This window comes from Lysinibacillus sp. GbtcB16, assembly GCF_019091145.1.
In the GTDB taxonomy this organism is placed as follows: domain Bacteria; phylum Bacillota; class Bacilli; order Bacillales_A; family Planococcaceae; genus Lysinibacillus; species Lysinibacillus fusiformis.
The window spans coordinates 518,262-531,039 of sequence record NZ_JAGXJV010000002.1 but is presented as its reverse complement, the minus strand read 5'-3'; the positions used below and the strand labels follow the sequence as shown (position 1 = coordinate 531,039).

Genomic DNA, 12,778 nt, shown 5'->3' with positions numbered 1-12,778 from the left:
GAATTTTATTTTTTCTCTTGAAAATTAAGTTATAATCCAGTAAAGTTCTGTTATCCCGCTTTAATGGTCCTATAGCTAATGATGTCTCTTAGACGATTAAAGCTCGATCAGGACAATGTATATTCAGCAGTTTATAGCCACTGGATAAAAATTTCACTTATTAACCAAACAAGGAGTGTACCCACTTTGACACAACGTGCATACAATTTCAACGCAGGTCCATCTGCACTGCCCCAAGAAGTATTAGAAAAAGCTCAACAACAATTAGTAGACTTCCGTGACTCAGGTATGTCGATTATGGAAATGAGCCATCGTAGTACCATTTTTGACGAAGTACATAACGAAGCGATCGCCTTATTGAAAAAGCTATATGCGATACCAGAAAATTACGAGGTCCTATTTTTACAAGGGGGGGCTAGCCTGCAATTTACAATGGTGCCAATGAACTTCCTATCAACTGATCAAAAAGCAAGTTATGTATTATCAGGCTCTTGGTCTGAGAAGGCATTCAAGGAAGCAAAGTTTTTCGGTACACCTGTGGAAGCTGCTAGCACAAAAGAGAACCAATACCGCCATATTCCTGCCCTAGCAGACATTCAATTTAATGAGGATGATGCCTATGTGCACATCACTTCTAATAATACTATTTACGGTACACAGTGGAAGGATTATCCAAATACAGGGAATGTACCTTTAGTGGCCGATATGTCTAGTGATATTCTTTCAAAACCAATTGATATTCAAAAATTCGGACTCATCTATGCAGGTGCTCAAAAAAACCTAGGTCCTTCAGGTGTAACAGTTGTCATTATTCGCAAAGATCTTCTTGAAAAAGCGAATAAAAATATTCCTACAATGCTTAAATATACAACACATGCTGATAGTAATTCTTTATATAATACACCACCTACATTTGGTATCTATATGCTAGGCGAAGTGTTGAAATGGGTAGAATCTAATGGTGGAGTCGCTGCAGTTGAGAAGCACAATGAATTAAAGGCTAAAGTTATTTATGATGCTATCGATAATAGCAATGGCTTCTATAAGGGTCATGCAACTCCAGAAAGTCGTTCCCTTATGAACATTACATTCCGCGTAACCGATGAGGAACTTGAAAAACTATTCCTAGCGGAAGCAAAAGCAGCTGGCTTTGTAGGGCTAAATGGCCATCGTTCTGTAGGCGGCTGTCGTGCTTCAACATATAATGCTGTGCCATTAGAGGCTTGTGAAGCTTTAAGAGACTTTATGGTCGATTTCCAACAAAAACATCAATAATCTTATAAAAATGACGATGATTTACGTTTCTGTAATGACTCGTCTTTTTTTGTTTGTCGATGATAATCTATCCCCATACAACTATCATTATAAAATTTTTATAGCAAATTTTTCTTTTAGGGCTTTGCACATAGCCTATTCTTTTGAGAAAAATATAGATTTTTAAGCGGACTATCGGACAGATTACCAGCCTCTATCTATTTACCAAACATAGATTATTACTGTAAGGATACCCTTACGAAAATAGAGGAAGGGAGGTCTGGACGATGGAAGATAGACGATATACAACACAGATGAACTGGCAAGGTTGTAAATGTCCAAAAAAAGAAGAGAAATGTTGTCCTCGTAAAGAAGAAAAATGCCCTTGTCAAAAAGAAGAAAAATGTACACCAAGAATGAGCAGTAACTGTAGAGGCTGTATTTGTCAGCAATTACGAAAATTAGAGCTTGCGACTAGACTAGATATCTTTTTATCTGGAGGTATTAGCTTCTTAGGTGTGACTTTCATTTCTTTCGATCCACGCAATTGCTGTGCTTACTTCCTTGAGGCAGGTGCGGCTGCTACTTCTCCTTTAATTGTAGACTGCAATCAAATTGTTGCGATTCGTAAAGTAGCAGTAGCTTAATAAAAATAGAGAGGGTACATCCTATTTGGAACTACCCTCTCTTTTACATAAAAAAACTCTGTCCATTTTTTAATGTGACAGAGTTTCATGCTTACAATCCGGGCATTTCCCATATATTTCAAACTTATGATTTTCAATTTCATAGTCGGGGAGCTTTTCTCCTAGCATTTCCATTGGACAAAGGTTGAGCTCTTTAACATTGCCACAATCCATACAAATAAAATGATGGTGATGATGTGCGGATTCACAGTGCATTCGGAAATTACGTTCTCCAGATAGCTCTGTTTCCTCTAAAATCCCTAGCTTCACAAATGTAGCAAGGTTACGATAAATGGTATCAAAGCTCATCCCCGGAAAATCTTTTTTTAAAACATCCAATAAATCACGGGCTGTTAGATATTTATCTGTTGCAGCAAACATATCTAATATTAACTCACGCTTATCCGTTTTTTTATAACCGTTTTCTTTTAAAATTTCCCACGCTCTTGAAACATTCATTGTGCTACCTCCCCTTGCTTCGCAGCCATTTTAAATGCTACTTTCTTTCCAAGGATCACAAGTAGCAATATTAAAATAGAAGTGACCACAATCGTACCTCCTGGCGCTAAATCTAAATAAAACGCACTAATCAGGCCGATTAATACTGCCGTTTCTCCAAATACAATAGCATAAAAGATAGTTTGCTTAAAGCCTTTTGCCAATCGCATTGCAGCTGCAACAGGTAACGTCATTAATGAAGATACAAGTAAAATACCTACAATGCGCATACTTGCAGCAATGACAAGAGCCGTCACAATCATAAACAATAGATGCACCCAACGTGCTGGGAGGCCACTTGCTTTTGCATATTCTTCATCAAAGGATAGAACGAATAATTCCTTAAAAAATAAAAACAAAAAGAGGATAACTACTGCAGCAATTCCAATCACCACCCATAGATCTTGGCGTGATACGGCAGATACTGAGCCAAACAGATAACTCATTAAATCTGTGCTAAAGCCACTGGCTAGCGATATAAAGATAGCGCTTATGCCTATGCCGCCTGACATAATGATCGGTATAGCTAGCTCCTCATAGTGCTTATATAAACGTCTTAGACGCTCAATTAATATCGAACCACTAACAGATGCTAAAATTCCTAGATAAATAGGGTTGAGCAAAGCGAAGGCTGTCACAGATTGGCTAATATATAAGCTCCCTGCTATTCCAGCAAGTGTGACATGTGACAAAGCATCCGCAATAAGCGATAACCTTCTTACTACAATAAACACGCCTAATAGAGGGGCAAGTATGCCTATTAATAATCCAGAGAAAAAGGCATTTTGTAAAAATTCATAATGTAAAATTGCTTCAATCATTGTGCCTTCTCCTTCTAATGAATCTTTCTCACAGAATGGCCATACCAAGCATCTAGCGCACCCTGGGAAATATTATCAAATTCATTTTTGTAGCCATGGAAGTGAATGGTTTGATTTAAACAAGCCACATGGCTAATGCGATTAGATACGGTATCGACATCATGTGTGACAAGAATCATTGTAATTCCCTGTTCCCGATTTAATTTCGCCAGCATATCATAAAATGACTGCACGTTCTCGTGATCAATCCCAACTGTCGGTTCATCTAAAATAAGTAATTTGGGATCACTGACTAAAGCTCTCGCAATAAAAACTCGTTGTTGTTGTCCACCTGATAATTCACCAATATTACGATGTTCAAATGCATCCATACCAACTGCCTTTAATGCTTCTTGAACCTTTCCTTTAGCTTCTCGTCCAGGTCTTTTAAAAAGCCCTAATTTTTTCGTTAATCCACTTTTCACGACCTCTTGCACGGTTGCTGGAAACCCTGAATTAAAGGCATTGGATTTTTGCGAAACATAACCGATCCATTCTCGATGTTTAAAAGTTGCACTTGGTTCACCAAAAAGCTTTATTTCTCCCGAAAGAGGCTTTAATAAACCTAAAAGGATTTTTAATAATGTTGATTTACCCGAACCGTTTGGGCCGAGTAGCGCTAAAAAATCGCCCTCTTCTACACGAAAGGAAATATTTTTTAAAACTTGTGTATAGTCATATTGAAATGACACATTTTCAATGTCAATTAATGTTGTTTTCATGCTTGATCGCTTCTTTCTAATTCAAAATCATTACGATTTACAAGTTGTAAGTATATAGGAAAGTGCAGTTTTTGTAAAGAAAAGAAGATAGCTTTTTTGAATGAGAAAATGGCGACCGTTTAAATCATTTAATCAACCATATTATAAAGGAGGATTGACTTTGAGTATTCAATTTTTACAGCAATTGGCACAAAGCACGGATAAGGAAATTGTCGCGATTGCTCGTGAAGAGGGCTTTGACATTACAACTTCTGAAGTAAAAAAACTTCGGCCTTATTTGGAGCAATTCTCATTCTCCTGGCTTTTTTTAGGCATTCCTAAAGATATTTTAGTTGAAGTGGAGGCTGTTTTAGGAAGAAAGCGCTCTCGTCAGCTAATCGCACTTTTTACAAAATAACGTAATAATGCCCAACATCAGCACTGTGTCTAGATGTTGGGCTTCTTTGTTAGCCTTTTAAAGCCTCGATAAGCTCAGGCTTAAATGTACTGCTTCGTAACATATCAATTTCAGCTTTGTATGGAGCTGATTTTGATTTGGCATCACTAGCAAGTGGTACGAATGGTGTTTCTAAAATTTTAGGGATCGCCATTAATTGTGGATGGTGGACCACGTAGTTTAAGGCATCAAAACCAATGTGACCAAAACCGATATTTTCGTGACGGTCTTTAGCAGCGCCTCGCACATTTTTTGAATCATTAATGTGCAGAACTTTGATGCGGTCAACACCTATTAATTTATCAAATTCGTTGAGAACACCATCGAAATCCTCGACAATGTTATAGCCAGCATCATGTGTATGGCAAGTATCAAAACATACAGAAAGACGTTCGTTATGAGTGACACCGTCTATGATTTTTGCTAACTCTTCGAAGGAACGGCCACATTCTGTTCCTTTCCCTGCCATTGTTTCTAATGCAATTTGGACGGGATAATCTTGCGACAATACTTCATTTAAGCCTTCAATAATTTTGGCAATCCCAGCATCTGCCCCAGCACCCACATGTGCACCAGGGTGCAAGACAATTTGTGTTGCCTCTAATGCTGCTGTACGTTCAATTTCCGACTGTAAAAAATCTACCCCAAGACGAAAAGTTTCTGGTTTTTCCGTATTGCCAATATTGATGATATAGGGAGCATGAACGACAATATTAGTCATGCCATGCTCTTTCATATGAAGGAGTCCATTCATAATGTTCAAATCGGCAATCGCTTTCCGACGTGTATTTTGCGGCGCTCCTGTATAGATCATAAATGTATTAGCTCCGTACGATAATGCCTCTTTACTAGAGCCAAGTAACATTTCCTTCCCACTCATCGAAACATGTGAGCCAAGTAGCATGTAAAAAGCCCCCCTATTTTTTTCCTCTCGCTTTTAAGCGACGTTCACGTTTTTTAATTTTTTCCATTTCCCATTTCATATTACGCTTATAGCCTGGTTTTACCTTTTTAGGTTTACGTACCAATGACTTCGCTTTCACATCTATTTCATTCTCTTGTTTAACACGATTTTTACGGGCATGACGCTCTTTTAACTCGGACCATTCTCCATCTTTAACGTCCATTTGCACAAATGGAATACCCATTTTTTCCACACGTACTACTGCATCCTCTTCGGATGGCTCAAATAATGTAATCGCTGTTCCTTTATTACCTGCACGAGCTGTACGTCCAACACGGTGAATAAAGAATTCTAAGTCCTCAGGAATTTCATAGTTAATGACATGAGAAATTCCTTGAATATCAATTCCACGTGCCGCCAAATCTGTCGCAACAATATACTGATATTCAAGATCACGAATCTGCTTCATCATTTTCTTACGGTCACGTGGGCTTAAATCACCATGGATTTGTCCACAACGGATACCATGCTCATTTAAATAACCAGCAACATGCTCAGCCGATTTACGCGTGTTTGTAAAAATAACAGCCAAAAATGGATTGATACCTTCGATAACTTCTAATAAACGTTTATTACGTGATTTAGAACGAACTGGTACAAGCATAAAATCAATGCCCTCTGCCACAGGTCGTTTATCATTCATGTGAACATGGACAGGTGCGTCCATATATTTTTTTAAGAAAGGCTGTAGCTTTTCTGGGATTGTTGCTGAAAATACGAACATTTCAAGTTTCTCTGGCATTTGGGAAGCAAATCCATCAATTTCCTCAATAAAGCCCATATCGAAAGCTAAATCTGCTTCATCAACAACTAGAATTGGTGCCGTATGCACAAATAACGCTTGTGCTGAAACAAGGTCACGAATACGGCCAGGTGTTCCAACAACAATTTGAGGTTGCGTTTTTAACTTATCAATAGAGCGTTGTTTGTCCGTACCCCCAATAAAAAGTTTTGCCTGTATGGCAGTTCCTTCTATTAATTGATTTAATGCATCATAAATTTGCTGTGCAAGCTCACGTGTAGGAGAAGTAATAACGGCCTGTACTTCCTGTTTCTCTACATCAATACGTTGAACTATCGGAATTAAAAAACTATGTGTTTTCCCTGTTCCTGTATGCGCCTGTCCAATGGCACTCTTCCCTTTTAATAATAATGGAATAATTTCTTTTTGAATTGGTGTCGGTTCTGTAAAGCCAAGTTCTGCAATGGCGTCCTGCAAAAATGGCTGAAAATTATAATCAGTATATTTTGACATCATTCGTTCCTCCTAACATCTTTTTTCATTGTACCATGATTCGAACTTTAAGGTATATTTACATCCTATTCTTACAAGCATAAACATAATTTTATCGTTTTATGATCACCGTAACAAAGCCCTTATCAAAGGTACTTGAAATATGGAGAATATGCAATCAAAAAAGCGCTGTATCAATACTCGAAAAAGCTGGGTATATGTAAATTTTATGTCAATTTATAGGGAGCTAATGATTAGCATTATTCCCACATGTTATGATGGGGCTGTAAGATATTATAGGAGGTTGATAGATCATGAAAGCAGCAAGATGGTATAAAGCAAAAGACATCCGTGTAGAAAATATTGAAGAACCAGTCATTGCACCTGGAAAAGTAAAAATTAAAGTACATTGGACAGGAATTTGTGGGAGTGATTTACATGAATACGCAGCTGGTCCAATCTTTATTCCTGTAGAGCAACCTCACTATGTAAGTAAAGATATCGCACCAATTGTAATGGGACATGAATTCTCAGGCGAAGTAGTTGAAATTGGGGATGCTGTAACATCCGTAAAAGTGGGAGATCCTGTCGTAGTTGAACCGATTCTATCTTGTGGCGAATGTGCTGCGTGTAAAAAAGGTAAGTATAATATTTGTAAGCATTTAGGTTTCCACGGTCTTTCAGGCGGTGGCGGAGGATTCTCTGAATATACAATGGTAGACGAAAAATTGGTTCACAAAATGCCAGAAGGACTTTCCTACGAGCAAGGCGCATTAGTCGAACCAGCAGCGGTAGCCCTTCATGCAGTACGCCAAAGCAAATTAAAAGCAGGCGATAAGGCAGCGGTCTTTGGAACAGGTCCAATCGGGCTCCTTGTCATTGAAGCGTTACGTGCAGCAGGCGCGTCCGAAATATATGCAGTAGAGCTTTCAGCAGAGCGTGCCGCTAAAGCATTAGAACTTGGTGCTACAGCAGTTATTAATCCTAAAGATGAGGATGCAGTAGCTCGTCTACATGAATTAACGAATGGTGGCGTTGATGTAGCATTTGAAGTAACAGGCGTTCCAGTTGTATTACAGCAAGCGATAGATTCCACAACATTTGAAGGTGAAACAATTATTGTTTCTATTTGGGAAACTGATGCCTCTATTCTGCCCAACAATATCGTATTAACAGAGCGTTCTGTTAAAGGTATTATTGCTTATCGCGATATTTTCCCAGCTGTGATGGAATTAATGAAGCAAGGCTACTTCCCAGCTGATAAACTAGTGACGAAACGTATTGCTCTTGAGGAAGTCGTAACAGAGGGCTTTGAGGCATTAATGAAAGAGAAAAACCATATTAAAATCCTTGTAAATTCACAAGCTTAATATATAGAGAGACAGGTAGAGAAGCCCTCTACCTGTTTTTTAATCTTTAGCTTTATCCATTTCCCCCCTAATTTCTAGATTCGCCATAAGGAAGTTCACCTTATCTTCTCCAAATACGCCTAATGTCCGTTTTTCTATATTGGCCTCTATAATTTTATTAATTTCCTCCTTTGAAAGCCCGCTTGCTTGGGCTATTCGATCCACTTGTATTTGTGCCGCCTTCACACTAATATGCGGGTCCAATCCTGAACCTGAGGCAGTCATTAAATCAGAAGGTATATCTTGTCGTTGTACGGATGGATTTGCAAGTAAAAACTTCTCGATATCCACTTCTATCCGTTTCTTCAATTCTGGATTGGTTGGTGCATAGTTAAATGTACCTGAGCTAACACCACTGTAGTTCACTTCACCATTGTCATCTGGTAGCATATCCTCTTTCGTATAAACATTATAGTTAACAGATGAAACACGCCCCCAGAAATATTCTGGAGCAGTAAAATTTTGCCCGATTAATTCAGAACCAACCGCTTGACCGTCCATTTCTAATAAACTGCCATTTGCTTGTTGATGAAACACCCCTTGGGCTAAAGCTGTCACGGCAAACGGGTATATTAAACCACATATAATGAACATGGCGATTGTTATAAGTAATGCCTGCTTAGAACTATCAAAAATTTTTCGCATATAGCTTCCTCCCTATAATCCAACTATACGAAATAATGGTCCTACTAGTAGATCAATGATTTTAATGCCAATAAACGGGGCTATTATTCCGCCAACACCGTACACAAGCAAATTTTTATTCAATAATTTCGCGGCACTCATTGGCTTATACTTAACGCCTCTCATAGCGATTGGAATTAGCAATGGAATAATAACAGCATTAAAAATTAAGGCAGAAATAATGGCACTAGTAGGTGAATTGAGATTCATAATATTTAATGCTTTCATCTCAGGTACCGCAACCATTAGCATAGCTGGAATAATAGCAAAATATTTTGCGATATCGTTTGCAATACTAAATGTAGTTAAAGCACCGCGAGTCATTAGCAACTGCTTGCCAATTTCGACAACTTCAATAATTTTAGTTGGATTTGAATCTAAATCAACCATATTCGCAGCTTCCTTTGCTGCATTGGTTCCTGAATTCATGGCAAGCCCTACATTCGCCTGTGCCAGTGCTGGCGCATCATTCGTACCATCTCCCGTCATCGCTACAACTTTACCTTGTGCCTGCTCGTCTTTAATCACTTGAATTTTATCTTCTGGCTTACTTTCTGCAATAAAGCTATCTACTCCCGCTTCCTTTGCGATTGCTGCTGCAGTAAGTGGATTATCACCCGTACACATAATCGTTTTAATGCCCATTGCACGAAGTTGATCAAAGCGTTCCTTCAGTCCAGCCTTTACGACATCCTTTAAATAAATGACCCCTAAAATCCTATCGTTTAACGCTACTAACAGTGGTGTCCCACCAACAGAAGACACTTGTTGAACCAATTGATCCAAATTGCTAGGAATGCTATGTCCTGCTTTCATACATTCTTTTTTTATCGTATCAGAGGCTCCCTTTCGAACTTTAGTGCCATCCACTGAATCTAAGCCACTCATTCGTGTCTGTGCGGTAAATGGAATATGCTCACTTGACTTAATAATTGTTTCTTCACCGTCCGTATTTACCCCTAATTCGCAGGCCAATGATAAAATAGATTTCCCCTCTGGTGTATCATCTGTTAGAGAACTAAGCCATGCAGCTCGAATTAAATCCTTAGTTTCCACCCCTTTTACTGGTAAAAACTCAGCCGCCATGCGATTTCCATACGTAATCGTGCCAGTTTTATCTAAGATTAATGTATCCACATCTCCACATGCCTCTACTGCTCTACCAGACATCGCTATAACATTAAATTGCGTTACTCTGTCCATTCCTGCAATACCGATCGCTGACAATAAACCACCAATCGTCGTTGGTATTAAACAAACTGTCAGGGCAATTAACGTAGCGATAGAAATCGGCACATGTAAATATATTGTCATTGGATAGAGTGACACTACAACTAATAGGAAAATAATCGTTAAACTTACGAGAAGCGTATTGAGTGCTATTTCATTTGGTGTTTTCTTTCGGCTAGCTCCTTCAATAAGCGTTATCATTTTATCTAGAAATGATTCACCAGGCATGGATGTAATTTCAATTGTCAGCCAATCACTTGTAACCGTCGTCCCTCCGGTAACTGACGAAAAATCTCCTCCCCGTTCCTTCACTACAGGAGCAGATTCACCTGTAATTGCGGATTCATCTACAGTAGCAATTCCGTCAAGGACTTCACCATCATTAGGAATGATCTCTCCCGCTTGAACTAACACAATATCGCCTTTTTTTAATTCATGTGCCAGTTTAAAAATTTCAGAGCCATCATTAAGCAAAACACGTGCCTGTGTCACTGTCTTTGTATTTTTTAAAGTTTGAACCTGTGCTTTCCCTCTTCCTTCCGCAATCGACTCTGCAAAATTTGCAAATAGAATCGTAACAAAGAGTATAATCGCTACAATCCCATTGTATAATCTTGCATGTTCTCCACCATCGTTACCAAACAGATTTGGAAAAAGAACTAATAGTAACACAAACAAAAATCCTACCTCTACGACAAACATAACAGGATTTTTCAGCATATATATGGGGCTAAATTTCTTAAAAGCATCTATTAACGCTCTTTTTAGTATGACACCAGTCATCAAACTATTGCTTGCTTTTTCCATATGTGTCTCTCCTCATTAAGAATAAAGTTGTAAATGCTCTGTAATTGGACCAAGTGCTAAAGCTGGTAAAAATGTCAGCGCACCAATCATCAACACGATAGCAACGAGTAAAAAAGTAAAGGTAGTCGTATCCGTTTTTAATGTTCCTAGTGAATCGTTATGCCTTACTTTATTAGCAAGCAAAGAGGCAATAGCTAATTGAATGATGATGGTTACATAACGACCAAAAAACATAGCCAGTCCTGTTGTTACATTCCAAAAAGTTGAATTATCCGCTAACCCTTCGAAGCCAGAGCCATTGTTAGCAGAGGCAGAGGCGAATTCATAGAGAACTTGTGATAATCCATGTGCCCCTGGATTCGTTATTCCAGCTATCCCAGATGGTGTTGCAACCGCAAGCGCTGAAAAGAGCAAAATAATAGCAGGATGAATTAGAATACAAAGAGCAATTAATTTCATTTCTTTTTCTTCAATTTTTTTACCTAAAAACTGTGGAGATCGACCAATCATTAAACAGGCAATGAAAATGGTCAGTAAAACATACATCATCATGTTCATAAGCCCAACGCCTTTACCTCCGAACACAACATTGAGCATCATATTAAACATAGGTACAAGACTACCAAGTGGCGTTAATGTATCATGCATATTGTTAATGGACCCAGTAGTAAATGCAGTCGTAACAGTCGTAAATAATGCTGATTGTGCTACCCCAAAGCGCATTTCTTTTCCTTCCATACTTCCAAGCTCCTGTGTAATGCCGAGTTCACTAATAAATGGATTACCTGTCTTCTCTGCTATGTACACAGTCACTAACCCTACGAGGAACAATATACTCATCGCTGAAAAAATAGCCAGCCCTTGTTTGCCCAAAATAGTGTTCTTTTTTCTGGAGGCAACCATTAGACTAAACGCGACGACACATGCCCCTGGCAATAGCATCATAGATAACATCTCTACTATATTGGAAAGAACGGTTGGATTTTCAAAGGGTGTTGTTGAATTCGCTCCGTTAAAACCGCCACCATTTGTCCCTATATGTTTAATAGATTCAAGAGAAGCAATCGGCCCAAGTGCAATATCTTGTAAATTCCCCTCAATTGTTTGTATGGTTTGATTGCCATTTAAGGTTTGTGGTGATCCTTGAGAAACTAAAATTAGAGCCACAACAATGGAAAAAGGCATTAAAATACGAGTAATAACACGAACAAAATCGACAAAAAAATTCCCTATTGTATCTGTTTTAGCCACTAATCTACGACAGAAAGCCATACAAGCTGCATAGCCAGTAGCTGCTGATGTAAACATCATAAAAGTAATGACTAGCATCTGTGATAAATAGCTGAGTCCAGATTCACCACTATAATGCTGAAGATTTGTATTCGTTATAAATGAAATAATCGTGTTAAACGAAAGGGTAGCTTCCATATTGTTGATATTATTTGGATTTAAAAATAGTAATGCTTGAATGCGTAGTATGATATATCCTACAAACACCATCATGGCATTTGAAACAATTAATGAAAGTACATATTCTTTGCCCGTCATATCAGCTCGTTTAATGCCGCAAACTTTATAAATGGCTGCGTCGACTTTATCTAATAGAGGATCAAGCCATGTTTTTTGTTGTAATGTAACCCGATATAAATAATGTCCCGTTAAGATAACGAGCGGTAAATAAATCATCAATACGATGGCTATTTGCCACATAGTGTGTCCCCCCTGCCTTTAATAATTTTCTGGGTAAAGTAATGCATGCCCTAAATAACCAAAAAGAAATACTAGTACTACTCCCATAAAAATCCACAAATTAACTTCCTCCTCGTTACTTTTCTACTAGCTTGTAGCACCATACTGTTAACGCCAACACACATGCAAAGCTTATGATCAGTAAGCCCATCATAAAAAAATCCATCAATCGTAACACCCCTTCTCCTTAAGGATGCTCTCATCATACTGACTTTGAAATTAATGTAGTGTTAGGAAATCCTTTT

General features: G+C 38.4%; 12 protein-coding genes. 4 read left to right on the top strand and 8 right to left on the bottom strand.

What is annotated here, in order from left to right:
* Window positions 1-186: 186 nt before the first annotated feature.
* Window positions 187-1,275, top strand: a complete 1,089-nt coding sequence (gene serC / locus KVT27_RS14490) for a 3-phosphoserine/phosphohydroxythreonine transaminase (protein WP_217581500.1) — start codon at window positions 187-189, stop codon at window positions 1,273-1,275.
* Between the two features lie 266 nt (window positions 1,276-1,541).
* Entirely contained in the window at window positions 1,542-1,901 is a 360-nt protein-coding gene (locus KVT27_RS14485) for a hypothetical protein (protein ID WP_008178390.1), read from the top strand.
* A 69-nt stretch (window positions 1,902-1,970) separates the two neighbouring features.
* On the opposite strand, the gene KVT27_RS14480 is transcribed toward KVT27_RS14485, so the two are convergent.
* From KVT27_RS14480 to KVT27_RS14470, 3 genes are read right to left on the bottom strand one after another with little or no spacing between them, the layout of a single operon-like run.
* Window positions 1,971-2,399: a Fur family transcriptional regulator gene (locus KVT27_RS14480; RefSeq protein WP_008178397.1), complete on the bottom strand. Its 429-nt coding sequence runs from the start codon at window positions 2,397-2,399 to the stop codon at window positions 1,971-1,973.
* Entirely contained in the window at window positions 2,396-3,259 is an 864-nt protein-coding gene (locus KVT27_RS14475; RefSeq protein WP_025116000.1) for a metal ABC transporter permease, read from the bottom strand. The genes KVT27_RS14480 and KVT27_RS14475 overlap by 4 nt, the downstream gene beginning before the upstream one ends.
* A 14-nt stretch (window positions 3,260-3,273) precedes the next feature.
* Entirely contained in the window at window positions 3,274-4,020 is a 747-nt protein-coding gene (locus tag KVT27_RS14470; RefSeq protein ID WP_012295214.1) for a metal ABC transporter ATP-binding protein, read from the bottom strand.
* Between the two features lie 160 nt (window positions 4,021-4,180).
* Between KVT27_RS14470 and KVT27_RS14465 the strand changes: the two genes are divergently transcribed.
* On the top strand, window positions 4,181-4,417 hold the full coding sequence (locus KVT27_RS14465) for a Nif11 family protein (RefSeq protein WP_012295215.1): 237 nt from the start codon (window positions 4,181-4,183) through the stop codon (window positions 4,415-4,417).
* Between the two features lie 49 nt (window positions 4,418-4,466).
* On the opposite strand, the gene KVT27_RS14460 is transcribed toward KVT27_RS14465, so the two are convergent.
* Window positions 4,467-5,360 (bottom strand): deoxyribonuclease IV, encoded by an 894-nt coding sequence (locus KVT27_RS14460; protein ID WP_031417006.1) that lies wholly within the window; start codon window positions 5,358-5,360, stop codon window positions 4,467-4,469.
* 13 nt (window positions 5,361-5,373) lie between these two features.
* Entirely contained in the window at window positions 5,374-6,675 is a 1,302-nt protein-coding gene (locus KVT27_RS14455; RefSeq protein WP_036127139.1) for a DEAD/DEAH box helicase, read from the bottom strand.
* A 293-nt stretch (window positions 6,676-6,968) separates the two neighbouring features.
* Here KVT27_RS14455 and KVT27_RS14450 point away from each other — a divergent pair, with 293 nt between their 5' ends.
* Window positions 6,969-8,024 carry a 2,3-butanediol dehydrogenase gene (locus KVT27_RS14450; RefSeq protein WP_036149099.1) on the top strand — a complete coding sequence of 352 codons (1,056 nt, stop codon included), beginning with the start codon at window positions 6,969-6,971 and terminating at the stop codon, window positions 8,022-8,024.
* 39 nt (window positions 8,025-8,063) lie between these two features.
* On the opposite strand, the gene kdpC is transcribed toward KVT27_RS14450, so the two are convergent.
* The 3 genes from kdpC to kdpA are packed head-to-tail and all read right to left on the bottom strand — an operon-like array spanning window position 8,064 to window position 12,494.
* Window positions 8,064-8,708 carry a K(+)-transporting ATPase subunit C gene (gene kdpC, locus KVT27_RS14445; protein WP_036149100.1) on the bottom strand — a complete coding sequence of 215 codons (645 nt, stop codon included), beginning with the start codon at window positions 8,706-8,708 and terminating at the stop codon, window positions 8,064-8,066.
* Window positions 8,709-8,720: 12 nt separating this feature from the next.
* Window positions 8,721-10,784: a potassium-transporting ATPase subunit KdpB gene (gene kdpB, locus KVT27_RS14440; protein ID WP_217581499.1), complete on the bottom strand. Its 2,064-nt coding sequence runs from the start codon at window positions 10,782-10,784 to the stop codon at window positions 8,721-8,723.
* Window positions 10,785-10,799: 15 nt separating this feature from the next.
* Window positions 10,800-12,494 (bottom strand): potassium-transporting ATPase subunit KdpA, encoded by a 1,695-nt coding sequence (gene kdpA, locus KVT27_RS14435; RefSeq protein WP_217581498.1) that lies wholly within the window; start codon window positions 12,492-12,494, stop codon window positions 10,800-10,802.
* Window positions 12,495-12,778: the final 284 nt, after the last annotated feature.